Consider the following 16,859-nt stretch of genomic DNA (forward strand, 5'->3'; position numbering starts at 1 on the left):
CGGGCGGGGGCACGCGAAGTCGTACCCCCCACCAACGAGGGCCGAACCGGAAGGTTGTGACCGCCGTCACGGTGGACTAGACCAGTCAGTTCACCGGGGACTCGCCGAGGGTCACCGTCGCCTCGTGGGACTGCCCGTCCGCGTCGGTCCACCGCAGCTTCGCCGTGTCGCCGGGCTCGTAGGTCGCCAGCGCCGAGCGCAGGTCGTCGTACGACGTGATCTCGGTGTCGCCCAGCCCGGTGATCGTGGCGCCGGCCTCGACGCCGGCCTCCTGGGCGGCGCCGCCGCTCTGGATCTGGGCGACCTGCACGCTGCCCTGGTCGGTGGCGATGGAGAGGCCGAGGTAGGCCGACGGCCCGACCTGGACGCCGTCGCCCTCGTCGCCGTCCTGGATCTGCTCGACGACGTCGAGCGCGCTCTCGATCGGGACGGCGTAGCTCTCGGCCGCGCCGCCGCTCGAGGCGGCGGTCGTGATGCCGACGACCTCGCCCTCGTCGTCGAGCAGGGCGCCCCCGGAGAAGCCGCCGACGACGTAGGCATCGGTCTGGATCAGGCCGGTGAGGTGCTCCCCGACGACCGGGCCCTCGGCCTGGGTGTCGATGGACCGGTCGAGCGCGACGACCTCGCCGGGGGCGGCGGACAGGAAGCCCTGGCCCTGCGCGTTGCCGACGGCGGTGACGTCGTCGGAGACCGCCGGGTCGCCGTCGTCGTCGAGCTTCACGGTGTCGAGGTCCGAGGCGTCGGCGAGCTGGAGCAGCGCGACGTCGGCCTCCTGGTCGCGGCCGACGACGGTGCCGACGTACTGCACGCCGCTGCTCGCGACCGTCACCTGGACCTCGGTCGACCCCTCGACGACGTGGTAGTTGGTGAGCACCAGGCCGTCGGACTCCAGCACGAGGCCCGTGCCGGCGCCGCCGCCGCTCGTGGTGCGGGTGTTGATCAGCACGACACCCTGCGACTGCTCGGTCGTGGCGTCCTTCCAGTTCCCGGTGCCGCTGTTGGTGCTGCCGCCGGACTGGTCGTCCTGGCCGGGCGCCTGGCCGCCGAAGGGATCGGTGCCGAAGGGGCTCTGCTCGTCCGGCGTGTCCGGGACGGTCGGCGTCTGCTGCTGGCCGGACGGGCTGTCGGCTGCCCGGTCCGTCGCGATGGAGGTGATGGCCCAGGTCACGGGGACGGCGACGGTGGTGGCGAGCACGCCACCGGCGACGGCGCCGACGAGGGTCGACCGCCAGCTCCACGCCGACGCCGGCCGCGGCTGGTACGGCGGGATCGGGTGGGTCGGCTCGGTCGAGCCGTAGGCGGGCGGGTACGGCGGCGGCGGGGCCGACGGGGTGACGTAGGGGTTGTGCGGCGGCGGAGGCGGGAAGTCCGAGGAGGTCATGACGCTAGTTGACCCGGCATTCCTACCCGCGAGATGAGGGAGTGCTGTGGGAATCCTGTGAACGTCGGCTCAGGAGCCGATCGCGAGGCCGGCGTAGTTCTCGGCCAGCCCGGCGGCGCCCGCCTCGCTGGAGGTGACCCAGCGCAGCTGGGAGAGCTGGAGCTGCTGGTCGAAGGGGTCGCCGCTGGTGTGCAGCATCGTGGTCATCCACCAGGAGAAGTGGGTGCAGCGCCAGACCCGGCGGAGCGCGGTGTCGGAGTAGGCGTCGGCGAGCCCGTGGTCGCCCTTCAGCATCGCGACCAGGGCCGGCGCGAGCAGGGCCACGTCGGCGACCGCGAGGTTGAGGCCCTTGGCGCCGGTCGGCGGCACGATGTGCGCGGCGTCGCCGGCGAGGAAGAGCCGACCGTGCCGCATCGGCTGCTGCACGAAGGAGCGCATCGGCAGCACGCTCTTCTCGGTGATCGCGCCGGTGGCGAGCGACCAGCCGTCCACGCCGTGCCCGAGCCGGGTCGCCAGCCCGTCCCAGATCCGGTCGTCGGGCCACTCCTCGATGGCGGTGTCGTTGGGCACCTGCAGGTAGAAGCGGGAGACCGTCGACGACCGCATCGAGTGCAGCGCGAAGCCGTCGGGGTGCCAGGCGTAGATCAGCTCGTCGGTAGACGGCGCGACGTCGGCCAGCACACCGAGCCAGGAGTAGTCGTAGGTGCGCTCCCAGGTACGGCGCACCGCCTCGGGCACGGCCGCCCGCGACGGGCCGAACGAGCCGTCGCAGCCGACGACCACGTCGGCCTCGAGCCGCTGCGACCGCCCGGCGGCGTCGGTGTAGGTCACCGACGGCCGGTCGGTGTCGAGGTCGTGCAGCGCGGTGTCGCCGATCTCGTAGACCACCTGCTGCCCCCGCGCGCGCGCCGCGGCGCCCAGGTCCTTCTGCACCTCGGTCTGCCCGTAGACGAACACCTGGCGACCGACGAGGTCGACGAAGTCGAGGTGGTGCCGCTCGCCGGGCCACTGGAGGTAGATGCCGCGGTGCGGGTCGGCCTCGCGGTCCAGCCGGTCGCCGAGCCCGACCGAGCGCAGCAGGTCGACCGAGGACTGCTCGAGGATGCCGGCCCGGATCCGGCCCGCGACGTACTCCTCCGAGCGCGTCTCCAGCACGACGGACTCGACGCCGTCGGCGGCGAGCAGGTGGGACAGCAGCAGGCCGGACGGGCCCGCGCCGACGATGGCGACCTGGGTGCGCATGGCGGCAGTGTTCGCGGGGCCGCACCGCGACAGCCATGCGCACCTTTCACTGGACGGAAGCGCGCACCAGCTCGCGACCGACGCCCTGCGCCGCCACCTGGAGCGCGGCGACCAGCCGGGCCCTGTCCTTGAGCGTCGGCACCACGATGCCGAGCGCGGCCACGACGTCGGCGCGCCGGCGGATCGGCACGGCGACCGAGCACGCGCCGAGGCTCATCTCCTCCGAGGTCGTCGCGTAGCCGTCGCGCAGCGCGCGGGCGAGCTGGCGGCGCAGCAGCCCCGGCTGGGTGACGGTGTACGGCGTGATCCGCGGCAGGTCGGAGAGCACGGCGTGCAGCACCTCCGCGGGCGCGTGGGCGAGCAGCACCTTGCCGACCCCGGTCGCGTGCATCGGCAGCCGCGAGCCGACGGTGCTGACGACCGGTACCGACGCGTGCCCGGCGAGCCGGTCGACGTAGAGCACCTCGGTGCCGTCGCGCACCGCGAGGTGGACGGTCGCGAGCGTGGCGCCGTACAGGTCGTGGAGGTACGGCGAGGCGAGCTCGCGCAGCCCGGTCTGCACCGGGGCCAGCAGGCCGAGGTCCCACAGCCGCCGGCCGACGACGTACGCCCCGTCGTCCGCGCGGCGCAGTGCGCCCCAGGCGACGAGCTCAGCGACGAGGCGGTGCGCGGTCGGGACCGGCAGCCCGGCCCGCTCCGCCAGCTCGGTGAGGCCGAGCCGTCGGTGCTGCTCGTCGAACGCACCGAGCAGCGCGAGCGCCCGCGACGTGACGGTCGCGCCCGGGACGGAGGTGTTGCCGGCCATGTCGGGCATTCTTCCACTCACCGGAAGCCGGTGATCGTCAGTGCACCGGCTCGGTCCCTACCGTCACCGCGTGACCAGCTCCGACTCCGCGGCCTCGACGCAGGCCGAGATCAGCGCCGAGATCGAGGCGATCTCGAAGGAGTACGACGCGGCCGGGGTGACCGAGACCGCGACGCGGCTCGACTACCCGCCGTACCGCTCCAGCATCCTGCGCCACCCCACCAAGGCGCCCCAGCAGGTCGACCCGGAGGACATCGAGCTGTGGGCGCCGGTCTTCGGCGAGCGCGACGTCGACCTGCTCGAGTCCGACCTCACCATCCAGCACCAGGGCGAGCCGGTCGGCGAGCGGATCGTGCTGACGGGACGGGTCACCGACGGTGAGGGCCGGCCGGTGCGCCGCCAGCTCGTGGAGATCTGGCAGGCCAACGCCGGCGGGCGCTACATCCACCAGCGCGACCAGCACCCGGCCGCGCTCGACCCGAACTTCACCGGGATGGGCCGCTGCCTGACCGACGACGACGGCACCTACCGCTTCACGACGATCAAGCCCGGGCCGTACCCGTGGAAGAACCACCACAACGCCTGGCGGCCGGCGCACGTGCACTTCTCCCTCTTCGGCCGCGAGTTCACCCAGCGGCTGGTGACCCAGATGTACTTCCCGGGCGACCCGCTCTTCGCGCTCGACCCGATCTACCAGGCGATCGTCGACCCCGCAGCCCGCGCGCGCCTGGTCGCGACCTACGACCACGACGTGACCACGCACGAGTGGGCGACCGGCTACCGCTGGGACATCGTGCTCAGCGGCAGCCACCGCACGGTCTTCGAGGAGGACGAGCAGTGAGCCCGACCCCCACTCCCGGGCAGACGGTCGGCCCGTTCTTCCACTACGCGCTGCCGTACGCCGGTGGCGCCGAGCTCGTGCCGCAGACGCGCGCCGACGCCATCAGGCTGCACGGTCGCGTGTACGACGGCGCCGGCGACCCGGTGCCCGACGCGCTGGTCGAGATCTGGCAGACCGGCCCGGACGGCGCCGTGCCGCAGGTCGCCGGGTCGCTGCGCCGCGACGGCTACACCTTCACCGGCTTCGGCCGCGCCGAGACCGACCGCACCGGGCACTACCAGTTCACGACCCTGCGGCCCGGCGGCGCGACGCCGTACTTCGCGGTCGCGGTCTTCGCGCGGGGGCTGCTCGACCGGCTCCTCACCCGCGCCTACCTTCCGGGCGCGGCACCGACGCACCTCGCCTCGCTGGAGGCGGTGCCGGACGACCGCGGGTTCGTGTTCGACATCCGGTTGCAGGGCGAGGGCGAGACGGTCTTCCTGTCGTACGCGCAAGACTGACCCCATGGCGGACCTCTTCTGGCCTGGCGACGAGCGCGCCGGTGCGCACTTCACCGCGGAGGACTTCGTGGGCGCGATGCTCACGGTCGAGGAGGACTGGCTCGGCCAGGGCCTCGGGCTGCTCGTCGACGCCGAACGGCTCGCGCTCGACGCGGAGGCCGGCGGCAACCCGGTCATCCCGCTCGTGCGGCTGGTCCGCGAGCACGCGCCCGAGGCGCACCGGGGCCTGACGAGCCAGGACGTCGTGGACTCCGCGCTGATGCGGATGTCCGAGGCGGCCGTCGGATCGCTGCTCGCGGACCTGCGCTCCCTCATCCGCCGGCTCGCCGACCTCGCCGCCGCCCATCGGGACACCCCGATGGTCGCCCGGACGCTCACCCAGCACGCCGTCCCGACCACGTTCGGGTTCCGGGTCGCGGCGTGGCTGACGGCCGTCCTCGACGCGGAGGCCCAGGTGGACGACCTGGACTTCCCCGACCAGCTCGGCGGCGCCGCCGGGACCCGGGCCGCGATGGCCGAGCTCGGCGTCGAGGTGCCTGCCGGCGTGCCGCGCTGGCACACGACCCGGGCGTCGGTCACCCGGCTGGGGGACGCGCTCGTCGGGTGCACCGACGCCTGCGCCCGGATCGCGAACGACGTCGTCACGATGTCGCGCCCCGAGATCGGCGAGCTCTCGGAGGGCACCGGCGGGGGGTCGTCGACGATGCCCGGCAAGGCCAACCCCGTGCTCTCCGTGCTCGTCCGCCGGGCCGCGCTGACCACGCCCCAGCTCGCCGCGACGCTGCACCTCGCCGCCGCCCAGCAGGTCGACGACCGCGCCGACGGCGCGTGGCACGCCGAGTGGGCGACGCTGCGCGACCTGGTGCGCCGGACGCTGACGGCGGCGTCGCAGACGGTCGACCTCGTCTCCGGGCTCGTCGTGCACGCCGACCGGATGGCCGCGACGCTCGCCGCCGCCGGCGACACCGTGCTCGCCGAGCAGCGCTCGATGGCCGCGGCCGCCGGGCACGAGCCGGCGGCGTCGTACCTCGGCGACGCGGTTGCCTACGTCGACGCCGTCGTGGCCCACGCCCGCGAGCTCGTGGAGGAGGAGCGTTGATCCCCGGCATCACCGTCGTCCGGATGACCGGGGGCCGCGACCGCGACGCGCTGCCGCTGCTGGTGCTCGGGCCCTCGCTCGGCACCTCGGCGACCACGCTGTGGTCGGCGTGCGCGGCCGGCCTCACCGAGGCTTTCGACGTCGTCGCGTGGGACCTGCCCGGCCACGGGCACAACCGCTCGGTGCCCGAGGAGCCCTTCACGATGGCCGAGCTCGCCGCCGGCGTGCTCCGCGTCGTCGACGACCTGCTGACCGAGCGCGGCCAGCCGCGCGGCCCGTTCTTCTACGCCGGCGACTCCGTCGGCGGCTGTGTCGGCCTGCAGCTGATGCTCGACGCCCCCGACCGGGTCGTCGCGGCCGCGTTGCTGTGCACCGGTGCGACGATCGCCTCCCCCGAGTCGTGGGCCGAGCGGATCGCCACCGTCCGCGCGTCCGGTACGCCGGTGATGGTGGGTCCGTCCGCGGAGCGGTGGTTCGGGCCCGGCTTCGTCGAGCGCGAGCCCGACCATGCCTCGGCCCTGCTGCACGCGCTGTCCGACGCGGTCGACGAGGGCTACGTGCAGGTCTGCGGTGCGGTGGGCGGCTTCGACGCGCGGCCGGTGCTGGCGCGGATCACCGCGCCCGTGCTCGCGGTCGCCGGCTCGGCCGACCCCGCGACCCCGCCCGAGAAGCTGCAGGAGATCGCCGCCGGCGTACGGGACGGGCGGTACGTCGAGCTCGCGGGCGTCGCCCACCTCGCGCCGGCCGAGGCGCCGGCCGAGGTCGCGCGGCTGCTGCGCGAGCACTTCCTGGGAGAGGAGCCCATCGTGGTCGAGGAGATGTCCGACGGCATGCGGGTGCGCCGGGAGGTGCTCGGCGACGCCCACGTCGACCGTGCGGCCGCCGGCACGACCGACTTCACCCGGGACTTCCAGGAGCTGATCACGGCGTACGCCTGGGGCGAGGTCTGGACCCGCCCCGGCCTCGACCGGCGCTCCCGCTCCATGATCACGCTGACCGCCCTCATCGCCCGCGGCCACCACGAGGAGCTCGCGATGCACGTGCGCGCCGCGCTCCGCAACGGGCTGGGCGTCGACGAGATCAAGGAGGTCATCCTCCAGTCGGCGATCTACTGCGGCGTCCCCGACGCCAACACGGCGTTCCGGATCGCCTCCGGCGTACTGCAGGAGGAGGGCCTCCTCTAGCCGTTGAGTTGGGCCCCGTTCTCGGTTGAGTTGGGCCGCGGTCGCGAGCGAGGCCCAACTGGCGGGTGACTGGGGCCCAACTCAACGGGCGGCGTAGAGGCCCGCGAGCTCGGTCCCGATCCGCGCCAGCTCGGCCTGGACGGTCGCGGGCTCGAGCACCTCGACCATCGAGCCCCAGCCGGCGAGGTTGCGGGCGATGTCGCGTGGCGTGGGCGCGGCGATCCGCACCCGGCTGCGCCCGTCGTCGAGCTCCTCCTCGGCGTGGCAGTGACGGCCGAAGTGGTCGCGCAGGATCGGGACGAACCTGGTCTCGATGAGCACGGTGGCCCAGGTGCGGGACCGCCTCCGCTCGACCTCGCCGACGACGTCCCGCCAGGCCCGGTCGAGCGCGAAGTCGTCGGGGCGCTCCGCCGGCTCGTCGGTCAGGTCAGCCTCGACGACTCGGTCGACGCGGAAGGTGCGCTGGCCGCGCTCGGTGCCGGCGATGAGGTACCAGGTCTCGTCCTTGTCGACGAGCCCCCACGGGTCCACCACGCGCACCGACCGCTCCCGCTGGGCGTTGGCGTAGGTGAGCCGCACCTTCCGGCGCCGGACCACCGCGTCCTGGAGCAGGTCGACGATCCCCGGCCGCGGCCGGTCGAGGCCGCTCCAGGACGTGCGGTCGCTCATCGTCGCGCTCGCGGCCGCCTCGGCCTCGGCGCGGAAGGTCTGCGGCAGCGCGCGCACGAGCTTGCGCAGGGCGGTCCTGGCCTCCCCGGAGACCGTGGCCGCCGGACCGACCAGGAGGAAGAGGGCCTGAGTCTCGGCCGCGGACAGCCCACTCAGATCGGTCCGCGCCCCGCCGACGAGCGCCCAGCCGCCACCGCGCCCGGGCTGCGGGTAGACCGGGATGCCGGCCGCCGCCAGGGCCTCCAGGTCGCGCCGGGCCGTCGCCACCGACACCTCCAGCTCCCCGGCGAGGTCGGCGGCGGTCACTCGTCCCCGGTGCTGGAGGAAGAGGAGGGCCGCGACGAGCCGGTCTGCGCGCATGCCGCGAACCTCCCCCACAAAGTGCTCAGTTGGTGAGCACTTTAGCCGGGAGAGTGGAGGCAATCAGTCGCGAACGAGAGGACAAGCCCATGTTGCGAGGACTCACCACCGTCACCGCCGTCGTCGACGACGTCAGCGCCGCCGTGAGCTGGTACGCCGAGCTCCTCGGCATCGAGCCGTACTTCTCCAACGAGGTCGACGGCAGGCCGGCGTACGTCGAGTTCCGGATCGGCGACTTCCAGCACGAGCTCGGGTTCATCGACGCGCGGTTCGCGCCGCCCAGCCAGGTCGGCCGCAACGTCGGCGCGGCGCTCACCTACTGGGCCGTCGACGACGTCGAAGGCACCTACGAGCGGCTGCTCTCGATGGGCGCCACCCCGCACGACGGGGTCACCGAGCGCGGTCCGGGCTTCGTCACGGCGTCGGTGCTCGACCCGTTCGGCAACGTCCTGGCCGTGATGTACAACCAGCACTACCTCGACACCGTCGAGGCGACCCAGGGCGTCCGACACCACGTCGGCGAGCGTTGAGGCCGCGAGCTGCTGGCGCTCAGGCGAGCTGCAGCCGCCAGCTCTGCCCGACCAGGTCCCGACCGAAGCTGTGGTGCCGCTCCTCCTCGACGAGGGAGAACCCGAGGGACTGGTAGATCCGGCGCGCCGAGGCGAGGACGTCGTTGGTCCACAGCACCACGGCTTCGTAGCCGGTGGCACGCGCGAAGGAGAGGCACTCCTCCACGAGCCTGGTGCCGAGCCCGAGGCCGCGGGCAGCAGGCGTCACGAGGAGGATGCGGAGCCGGGCGACGCCGGGCTCGTCCCCGGAGACCAGGAGGACGGAGCCGGCGCGCTCGCCGTCGACCTCGCCGATCCAGGCCGCCTCGCGCTGAGCGTCGTGGCTGGTGGCGAACTCGGCGACGATGCGGGCGACCAGGGCCTCGAAGTCGGAGTCCCAGCCGAACTCCCGGTCGTACGCCTCCCCGTGGGCCATGACCATCCAGCCCAGGTCGCCGGGCCGGTCGGCTCGTCGGATCGCGACCCGCCGCTCGTCCATCCCGCTCACCTCCCGCACTGACACAACTGTTTCAGTACTCTAGCCCGATGACCGAGGCGCCGACGAGGCCGTCCGCACGGCAGGTCCAGCTCCTCGACGCGGCCTACGAGTACGTCCTCGAGCACGGCCTGACCGACCTCTCGCTGCGCCCGCTCGCCGCCGCGATCGGCTCGAGCCCACGCGTGCTGATGTTCCTGTTCGGCAACAAGGACGGCCTCGTCAGGGCGCTGCTCGCCCGGGCCCGGGTCGAGGAGCTCGCGCTCATCGAGCAGCTCGACCGCGACCGACCGACCGCGTCGTCCGGACTGGCGGAGGCCACAGAGCTGGTCTGGTCCTGGCTGCGGGCGTCGGGTCACCGGCGCCTGCTGAGGCTCTGGGTCGAGGCGTACGCCAGGTCGGTCGTCGAGCCGGACGGCGCCTGGGCCGGATTCGCGTCGACGACCGTGGATGACTGGCTCGGTGTCCTCGCCCGCTGCCAGCCGGAGGCCGAGCGCGACAGCGCCGAGGGCGCCGCCCGCCGCACCCTCGCCCTGGCGGTCCTGCGGGGCTGCCTGCTCGACCTGGTCGCGAGCGGCGACGAGGCCCGGGTCGACGCGGCCATGGCTGATCACCTCAGCCGGGCCGGCACCTAGCAGGTACGTCGCCCGCTCGGGTCAGCGGTCGATCAGTCGCTGCATCGCCTCGGGATAGCGGTCGCCCTGCACCTGCACGCTGGCCGAGGCGCGGTCGAGCTCCGCGAGGTCCTCGGACGTGAGCTCGAGCTCTGCCGACCCGAGGTTCTCGTCGAGGCGCGCGAGACGCCGGGTCCCCGGGATCGGCACGATCCACGGCTTCCGCGACAGCAGCCACGCCAGGGCGACCTGGCCGAGGGTCGCGTCCTTGCGCTCGGCGACCTGGCGCACGAGGTCGACGAGGGCGAGGTTCGCCTGGAGCGCTTCGCGCTCGAAGCGGGGGAGGGTGGCGCGGATGTCGCCCTCGCCGAACTCGGTGGTGGCGCTGACCTGTCCGGTCAGGAACCCGCGGCCGAGCGGGCTGAACGGGACGAACCCGATGCCGAGCTCCTCGAGCGCCGGCAGGATCTCGTCCTCGGGCTCGCGCCAGAACAGGGAGTACTCGCTCTGCAACGCGGTCACCGGCTGGACCGCGTGGGCGCGGCGGATGGTGGCCACGCCCGCCTCGGACATCCCGAAGTGGCGGACCTTGCCGGCCTCGATGAGCTCTCTGACCGTGCCGGCGACGTCCTCGATCGGGACGTCGGGGTCGACCCGGTGCTGGTAGAGCAGGTCGATGGTGTCCGTCCGCAGGCGCCGCAGGGAGCCGTCGACGGCCGCGCGGATGTTGTCGGGCCTGCTGGTGACGCCGGTCTGGTTGCCGTCCTCGTCGAAGGCGAAGCCGAACTTGGTCGCGATGACGACGTCCTCGCGGACCGGCTGCAGCGCCTCGCCGACGAGCTCCTCGTTGTGGAACGGGCCGTAGACCTCGGCGGTGTCGAACAGGGTGACGCCTCGGTCCACCGCCGCCCGGAGGAAGGTGATCATCTCGTCCCGCGGGGGCCGCGGCCCGAACGACTGGCTCATGCCCATGCAGCCCAGGCCGAGGGGCGAGACCCGAAGGCCCTGGGTGCCGAGTGTGCGTGCGTCCATGGTGCTCATTCTCCTACCTCCGGGATCTCGCGGCCGCAGCTCGCCAGGGTGACGTCAGCGGGCTCCGGACCGCACGCTTCCCAGTGTCCAGCCTGTCGGTCGCGGACACCTCGGCGCCGCGGCGCTCCACTCAGACGCAGGCGGCGACGATCTCCGCGACCCGGCGGACGGCCGGGGAGTCGTCGCCGGCCCGGGTGGCGAGCGCGAGGTCGATGGTGGGCGCGTCGGTGAGCGGCACGTAGGCGACGCCGTCGAGCCCCAGGGAGCGGACCGGCTCGGGGACGAGCGCGACGCCGAGGCCGGCGGCGACGAAGACGACCAGCGTCGCGGTCTCGCCGACCTCGAGCACCGACGAGGGCGTGAAGCCCGCGGCCGCGCACGCCTCGAGCACCCGCGCGTGCACCGAGGACCGGTGGCCCGACGGGTGCATCACGAACGCCTCCGTCGCCAGCGACGACAGCGCGATCCGGCTGCGGCCGGCGAGCGGGTGACCGGCCGGGAGTACGGCGACCAGGCGCTCGGTGCGCAGCGGTCGGACGTCCAGATCCCCCTGGTTGAGCGGGTCTGGGCGCAGCAGTGCGATGTCGTAGGTGCGGTCGTGCAGTCCGGCGACCAGCTGCGGGGACAGCAGCTCGCCGCGCAGCTCGAGGTCGACGTCCGGCAGTGCCGCGCGCACCTCGCGGGCCGCGCGGGGCAGCACGTCGTACGTCGCGGTGCCGATGAAGCCGACCGAGACGCGGCCGGCGCGTCCGGAGGCCAGGAGCGCCATGTCGTCCTCGGCGCGGGTGACGTCGGCCAGCACCGTCCGCGCGTGCTCGGCGAACCGCGCGCCGGCCTCGGTCAGCTCGACCCGTCGGGTGGTGCGGGTGAAGAGCGGCGTGCCGAGCTCGCGCTCGAGCTGCTTGACCTGCTGGGAGAGCGCGGGCTGGGCGATGTGCAGCCGCGCGGCCGCGCGCCCGAAGTGCTGCTCCTCGGCGAGCACGGCGAACGAGCGCAGGTGCCGGAGCTCCATGCATTCAGCTTATCAATCAAGCGGGATTCGGTATTGGCACCGACACAGTGGTGCGACCTACGGTGGGGGCATGACTGCTGCCTTCCTGTACGCCGCCGCGCGCACCCCGTTCGGCCGCTTCGGCGGCGCCCTGGCCGAGGTCCGCCCCGACGACCTGGCTGCGACCGTGGTCCGCGGCGTGCTGGCGAAGGCCCCGGGCCTCGCCGAGGACCGGATCGGCGACGTGGTGTGGGGCTGCGCCAACCAGGCCGGCGAGGACAACCGCAACGTCGGCCGGATGGCCGTGCTGCTCGCCGGCCTCCCGGTGAGCGTGCCGGCGACGACGGTGAACCGCCTGTGCGGCTCCTCGCTCGACGCCGCGATCATCGGCTCGCGGACCATCGAGTCCGGCGACGCCGACGTCGTGCTGACCGGTGGCGTGGAGTCGATGACCCGGGCGCCGTGGGTGCTGCCGAAGCCGTCTCGCGCCTTTCCCGCCGGCAACGTGACCGCGGTGTCGACGACCCTGGGCTGGCGCCTGGTCAACGAGCGGATGCCGGCGGAGTGGACCGTCTCGCTGGGCGAGGCCAACGAGCTCCTCGGCGAGAAGTTCGCGATCTCCCGCGAGCGTCAGGACGAGTTCGCCGCGCGCTCCCACGAGCTCGCCGACGCCGCCTGGACGGCCGGCTTCTACGACGACCTCGTGGTGCCGGTCGAGGGCGTCGACGTGGCGCGCGACGAGAGCATCCGGCCGGGCTCGACGGCCGCCACGCTGGCCGGCCTGAAGCCGTCGTTCCGCGCGGACGGCACGATCACCGCCGGCAACGCCTCGCCGCTCAACGACGGCGCGTCCGCCGTGCTGCTCGGGTCGGAGGACGCCGGGATCGGGGTGGACCCGATCGCCCGGATCGCCGGCCGCGGGGTGAGCGCGGTGGAGCCGCAGCTGTTCGGCTACGCCCCCGTCGAGGCGGCCGACCGCGCGCTGGCTCGCGCCGGCATCAGCTGGGCCGACGTCGGCGCGGTCGAGCTCAACGAGGCCTTCGCCGTCCAGTCGCTCGCCTGCGTGGACGCCTGGAAGATCGACCCCGAGATCGTCAACGCCAAGGGCGGCGCGATCGCGATCGGCCACCCGCTCGGCGCCTCGGGAGGCCGGATCCTCGGCACCCTCGCCGCGCGGCTGCAGGAGTCCGGCGACCGGTACGGCGTCGCCGCGATCTGCATCGGCGTCGGCCAGGCGCTGGCCGTCGTCCTGGAGAACGTCCAGTGACCGCACGCATCTGCGACACGGTCGCGGAGGCCGTCGACGGCATCGCGGACGGCTCCACCGTCCTGGTCGGCGGGTTCGGCCTCGCCGGCATGCCCGTCGAGCTCATCGACGGCCTGATCGAGCAGGGCGCGACCGACCTGACCGTGGTCTCCAACAACGCAGGCAACGGCGACACCGGACTGGCCGCGCTGCTGGCCAAGGGGCGGGTGCGCAAGGTGATCTGCTCGTTCCCGCGGCAGTCGGACTCCTACGTCTTCGACGGCCTCTACCGCGAGGGCAAGGTCGAGCTCGAGCTGGTGCCGCAGGGCAACCTGGCCGAGCGGATGCGCGCCGCCGGGGCCGGGATCGGCGCGTTCTTCTGCCCGACCGGCGTCGGCACCCCGCTCGCCGAGGGCAAGGAGACCCGCGAGATCGACGGCCGGACGTACGTGCTGGAGTACCCCATCCGCGGTGACGTGGCCCTGGTCGGCGCGCACGCCTCCGACCGGATGGGCAACGTCGTCTACCGCAAGACCGCCCGCAACTTCGGGCCGGTGATGGCGACCGCCGCGGCGACCACGATCGTGCAGGTGCGGCAGGTCGTCGAGGTGGGTGGGCTCGACCCGGAGAAGGTCGTCACGCCGTCGATCTACGTGGACCGGGTGGTGGCCGTATGACGATCTCGGCCGGACTGAGCAAGGACGAGATGGCAGCGCGGGTCGCGCAGGACATCCCGCACGGCGCCTACGTCAACCTCGGCATCGGCCAGCCCACGCTGGTCGCCGACCACCTCGACGCCGGCTCCGGCGTGGTGCTGCACACCGAGAACGGCATGCTCAACATGGGCCGGGCGGCGGTCGGCGACGAGGTCGACGGCGACCTCCTCAACGCCGGCAAGGTCCCGGTCGTCGAGCCGCCCGGGGCGGCCTACTTCCACTCGGCGGACTCGTTCGCGATGATGCGCGGCAGCCACCTCGACGTGTGCGTCCTGGGCGCCTTCCAGGTCAGTGCGGGCGGCGACATCGCCAACTGGCACACCGGTGCGCCCGACGCGATCCCGGCCGTCGGCGGGGCGATGGACCTCGCGATCGGGGCCAAGCAGGTCTTCGTGATGATGACGCTCTTCGCCAAGGACGGCACGCCCAAGCTGGTGCCGGAGTGCACCTACCCGCTCACCGGCGTCGGCTGCGTCTCGCGGGTCTACACCGACGTCGCGGTCTTCGAGGTCGGCGGACCGGAGGTCGTCGTCGTCGAGACGTTCGGGACGTCGTACGACGACCTCGCGGCGCGCCTCGACGTCCCGCTGCGACAGGGCTGAGACCACAGGCCGGCCCTGGACAGGCCGCCCTGTGGCGGGGCAAGGTCGAGGCATGCGACGTCTCGGGAACCTCGCCCTGTCCACCCTGCTCGTCGGAGCCGCGTTCGCCGGAGGCCCGGCAGCCGCCGGTCCCGGCCACGATCATCGGCACGACCATGGCCACGGTCACGGGCTGTCGTTCACCGAGTCGGTGATCGACGCCGACCAGGGGTTCCGCGGGCTCGACGCGGTCGACCGCCGTACGGCGTGGGTGACCGGCGGCAGCGCGTCGGGCGGACCCGGCCGGGTCTTCCGGACCGTTGACGGCGGCCGGACCTGGCAGGACGTGAGCCCGCCGGACACGACCGGGCTGCTCTTCCGCGACGTCGAGGCGCGCAGCGCCACCGAGGCCGTGATCCTCGCGATCGGGCCGGGCGACGCGTCGCGGATCTACCGGACCACCGACGGCGGGGCGACCTGGACCGCCGCGTTCGTCAACGACGACCCGGCCGCGTTCTACGACTGCATGGCCTTCTTCCCGGGTGGCAGGAAGGGGCTGGCCCTGAGCGACCCGGTCGCCGGGAAGTTCCGGATCCTCGCCACCCGCGACGCCGGCCGGTCGTGGACCGTGCTGCCGAGCAGCGGGATGCCCGCGGCGGTGCCCACCGAGGCCGGCTTCGCCGCGAGCGGCGACTGCCTCGTGACGGCCGGACGGTCGGCGTACTTCGGATCGGGTGGCGCCGTCTCGCGGGTCTTCCGCTCGGACGACCGCGGCCTGACGTGGACCGCGACCGACTCCACGATCCCGCCGGGGGAGGCCGCGGGCGTGTTCGCGCTGGCGTTCCGCACCCCGACCGAGGGCGTCGCCGTCGGTGGCGACTTCGCCGAGCCCGCGGACGGCGTCGACGCCGTGGCGACGACGCGCGACGGGTGGACGTGGCGCAACGCCGGAGACCTGACGCACCTCGCCGAGGACGCGGCGTACGTCCCGCGCGGAGGGCACCTGCTCCTCGTCACCGGCCAGTCCGGCGACGTGATGGGCACCAGCCTCAGTCGCGACGGCGGCCGGAGCTGGACCAAGGTCAGCGACTCGGGCTGGCACGCGCTCGACTGCACCCCGGACGGGTCGTGCTGGGCGGCGGGCGCCGGCGGCCGGGTCGCGCGGCTGGCTCGCTAGCTCGCCGCCAGCACCGCCAGCCGCTCCAGCGCCGACCCGACGCTCGTGCCGATCCGCCCGAGCGTCTGGTCGAGGGCCGGCGACCCGCCGTGCTCCGGCGGGACGCGGGCAGGGTTGAGCGCGACGCGGTGCGCCCAGTCGCGGATGTCGGGCTCGGCGTTGAACGCCGCAGCGCTGCGGAAGCCGAGCACGTTCATGACCGCCCAGTCCGGCAGCGAGTTGCCGTACGACGAAGGCGCGCACAGGCCGTTCTTGACGGCGTCGTCGGAGCGGGTCGCCTCGACGTAGCCGGTCACGGCGGCGCCGAAGCACGGGAACCCGGCGCGCACCGGCTGCAGCGTGATCGTCTCGGGCTGCCAGATCGGGATCCGCGCCGGGTACTTGAGGCCACTGGCCGCGCAGTGGACGACGACCGCGTCGTGGGGCAGGTCGATCGAGCCCCGCTCGAGCTCGAGGCGACCGGGCCGGGCACTCGTGATGTGGCCGAGCCGGACGACGTGCTCCACGGTGCGGAGCAGCTCGAGCTCCCACGCGCCCAGGGTCGGCGCCTTCGCCATCGTCGGGGTCACCGACCGGTCGATGCGGAACATGATCCCGAGGTCCTCGAGCCGCAGGAACAGCTCGTCCAGCGACGGCGCGTCGGCGCACGCGCCGAGCATGTCGGCGACCATGCCGAGGTAGATCTCCGGGTCGGGCTGGATCTTGGCGCGGTTGAGCATCCACGGGTCGCGCGGCCGCACCCAGGTGATCGCGTCGGGCTCGAGGCCGCGACCGAGCAGCCAGATCACCGCGTCGGTCGCGGTCTTGCCGGACCCGACCACGACGTAGCGGCTCGGCGCCTCCTCGACCAGCGGCAGGTCGCCGGCGGGTACGACGCGCAGCCCGTCGGCCACGTCGAAGGGCGGCGGCGTCTCGGCCGGGATGTCGGGCGCGAGGTAGTGGGCGTCGACGACCCGGCAGTGGTCGGGCACGGCGTACCGGCGGCCCGAGATGCGGGAGACGAACGTGCGGTCCCCGACGTACTCGCAGCCCGTGAAGAGCTCTACCCGTCCGAGCCCCTGCATGCGGTCGACGGCGTCGGCGTAGTAGGCGCAGATCTTGGCCTGGCCCGCCCGCTCGTGGAGCCCGGCCTCGGGGCCGTGGGTCTGGATTCGGCCACCGCCGAGCAGCGTCGAGGCGACGCCGTAGAACGTCGAGGACTGGTGCAGCCGCACGAACGGGTAGGCCTCCAGCCAGTGGCCGCCGGCCGCGTGGCGGCGGTCGACGATCGCGACCCGCACGTCGGCGTGGTCGACGAGCGCGTCGGTGAACGCCATGCCCATGGCGCCCGCGCCGACGACGAGGTAGTCCACGTCCACGGTCGTGGTCATGCGCCGA

General features: G+C 73.7%; 18 protein-coding genes. 10 read left to right on the top strand and 8 right to left on the bottom strand.

All coding sequences use genetic code 11. The annotated features are described in order from the left end of the window. Positions 1 to 85 precede the first annotated feature (85 nt). From HZF07_RS15975 to HZF07_RS15985, 3 genes are all read right to left on the bottom strand, one after another. On the bottom strand, positions 86 to 1,381 hold the full coding sequence (locus HZF07_RS15975; RefSeq protein ID WP_157342928.1) for a S1C family serine protease: 1,296 nt from the start codon (positions 1,379 to 1,381) through the stop codon (positions 86 to 88). Between the two features lie 69 nt (positions 1,382 to 1,450). Further along, complete coding sequence (locus HZF07_RS15980) at positions 1,451 to 2,623, bottom strand: 4-hydroxybenzoate 3-monooxygenase (protein WP_157342930.1); 1,173 nt, start codon at positions 2,621 to 2,623, stop codon at positions 1,451 to 1,453. A gap of 46 nt (positions 2,624 to 2,669) precedes the next feature. Then, a complete protein-coding gene (locus HZF07_RS15985) occupies positions 2,670 to 3,428 on the bottom strand; it encodes an IclR family transcriptional regulator (RefSeq protein ID WP_157342932.1) in 759 nt (252 codons plus the stop codon). Between the two features lie 70 nt (positions 3,429 to 3,498). On the opposite strand from HZF07_RS15985, the gene pcaH reads away from it, so the two are divergent. The 4 genes from pcaH to pcaDC are packed head-to-tail and all read left to right on the top strand — an operon-like array spanning position 3,499 to position 7,052. Beyond that, a complete protein-coding gene (pcaH, locus tag HZF07_RS15990) occupies positions 3,499 to 4,269 on the top strand; it encodes a protocatechuate 3,4-dioxygenase subunit beta (RefSeq protein WP_181645266.1) in 771 nt (256 codons plus the stop codon). Beyond that, positions 4,266 to 4,769 carry a protocatechuate 3,4-dioxygenase subunit alpha gene (pcaG, locus tag HZF07_RS15995; RefSeq protein ID WP_181645267.1) on the top strand — a complete coding sequence of 168 codons (504 nt, stop codon included), beginning with the start codon at positions 4,266 to 4,268 and terminating at the stop codon, positions 4,767 to 4,769. The genes pcaH and pcaG overlap by 4 nt, the downstream gene beginning before the upstream one ends. A 4-nt stretch (positions 4,770 to 4,773) precedes the next feature. Beyond that, entirely contained in the window at positions 4,774 to 5,868 is a 1,095-nt protein-coding gene (locus HZF07_RS16000) for a lyase family protein (RefSeq protein ID WP_157342934.1), read from the top strand. Next, positions 5,865 to 7,052 carry a bifunctional 3-oxoadipate enol-lactonase/4-carboxymuconolactone decarboxylase PcaDC gene (gene pcaDC, locus HZF07_RS24730; protein ID WP_232523062.1) on the top strand — a complete coding sequence of 396 codons (1,188 nt, stop codon included), beginning with the start codon at positions 5,865 to 5,867 and terminating at the stop codon, positions 7,050 to 7,052. Before HZF07_RS16000 ends, pcaDC begins: the two co-directional genes overlap by 4 nt. A gap of 81 nt (positions 7,053 to 7,133) precedes the next feature. Here pcaDC and HZF07_RS16010 read toward each other — a convergent pair whose 3' ends face one another. Then, entirely contained in the window at positions 7,134 to 8,081 is a 948-nt protein-coding gene (locus tag HZF07_RS16010) for a helix-turn-helix transcriptional regulator (protein ID WP_157342936.1), read from the bottom strand. 89 nt (positions 8,082 to 8,170) lie between these two features. On the opposite strand from HZF07_RS16010, the gene HZF07_RS16015 reads away from it, so the two are divergent. After that, entirely contained in the window at positions 8,171 to 8,611 is a 441-nt protein-coding gene (locus HZF07_RS16015) for a VOC family protein (protein ID WP_157342937.1), read from the top strand. Positions 8,612 to 8,630: 19 nt separating this feature from the next. Here HZF07_RS16015 and HZF07_RS16020 read toward each other — a convergent pair whose 3' ends face one another. Further along, positions 8,631 to 9,128, bottom strand: coding sequence for a GNAT family N-acetyltransferase (locus HZF07_RS16020; RefSeq protein ID WP_157342939.1), 498 nt, complete (start codon positions 9,126 to 9,128; stop codon positions 8,631 to 8,633). A 47-nt stretch (positions 9,129 to 9,175) separates the two neighbouring features. Here HZF07_RS16020 and HZF07_RS16025 point away from each other — a divergent pair, with 47 nt between their 5' ends. Next, entirely contained in the window at positions 9,176 to 9,760 is a 585-nt protein-coding gene (locus HZF07_RS16025) for a TetR/AcrR family transcriptional regulator (protein WP_157342941.1), read from the top strand. 21 nt (positions 9,761 to 9,781) lie between these two features. Here the strand turns inward: HZF07_RS16025 and HZF07_RS16030 are convergent, their stop codons facing one another. After that, positions 9,782 to 10,771: an aldo/keto reductase gene (locus tag HZF07_RS16030; RefSeq protein ID WP_157342943.1), complete on the bottom strand. Its 990-nt coding sequence runs from the start codon at positions 10,769 to 10,771 to the stop codon at positions 9,782 to 9,784. A 130-nt stretch (positions 10,772 to 10,901) separates the two neighbouring features. Further along, positions 10,902 to 11,783 carry a LysR family transcriptional regulator gene (locus HZF07_RS16035; protein WP_157342945.1) on the bottom strand — a complete coding sequence of 294 codons (882 nt, stop codon included), beginning with the start codon at positions 11,781 to 11,783 and terminating at the stop codon, positions 10,902 to 10,904. Between the two features lie 70 nt (positions 11,784 to 11,853). Between HZF07_RS16035 and HZF07_RS16040 the strand changes: the two genes are divergently transcribed. The 4 genes from HZF07_RS16040 to HZF07_RS16055 are packed head-to-tail and all read left to right on the top strand — an operon-like array spanning position 11,854 to position 15,482. Next, positions 11,854 to 13,029, top strand: a complete 1,176-nt coding sequence (locus HZF07_RS16040) for a thiolase family protein (RefSeq protein ID WP_157342947.1) — start codon at positions 11,854 to 11,856, stop codon at positions 13,027 to 13,029. After that, on the top strand, positions 13,026 to 13,685 hold the full coding sequence (locus tag HZF07_RS16045) for a 3-oxoacid CoA-transferase subunit A (RefSeq protein ID WP_181645268.1): 660 nt from the start codon (positions 13,026 to 13,028) through the stop codon (positions 13,683 to 13,685). Before HZF07_RS16040 ends, HZF07_RS16045 begins: the two co-directional genes overlap by 4 nt. Then, a complete protein-coding gene (locus tag HZF07_RS16050) occupies positions 13,682 to 14,326 on the top strand; it encodes a 3-oxoacid CoA-transferase subunit B (protein ID WP_157342949.1) in 645 nt (214 codons plus the stop codon). Before HZF07_RS16045 ends, HZF07_RS16050 begins: the two co-directional genes overlap by 4 nt. Positions 14,327 to 14,378: 52 nt before the next feature. Beyond that, positions 14,379 to 15,482 carry a beta propeller repeat protein gene (locus HZF07_RS16055; protein ID WP_157342950.1) on the top strand — a complete coding sequence of 368 codons (1,104 nt, stop codon included), beginning with the start codon at positions 14,379 to 14,381 and terminating at the stop codon, positions 15,480 to 15,482. On the opposite strand, the gene HZF07_RS16060 is transcribed toward HZF07_RS16055, so the two are convergent. Beyond that, on the bottom strand, positions 15,479 to 16,852 hold the full coding sequence (locus HZF07_RS16060; protein WP_157342951.1) for an NAD(P)-binding protein: 1,374 nt from the start codon (positions 16,850 to 16,852) through the stop codon (positions 15,479 to 15,481). The two genes, HZF07_RS16055 and HZF07_RS16060, sit on opposite strands and share 4 nt — an antisense overlap. Positions 16,853 to 16,859 lie beyond the last annotated feature (7 nt).

This window comes from Nocardioides agri, assembly GCF_013778305.1.
GTDB lineage: Bacteria > Actinomycetota > Actinomycetes > Propionibacteriales > Nocardioidaceae > Nocardioides > Nocardioides agri.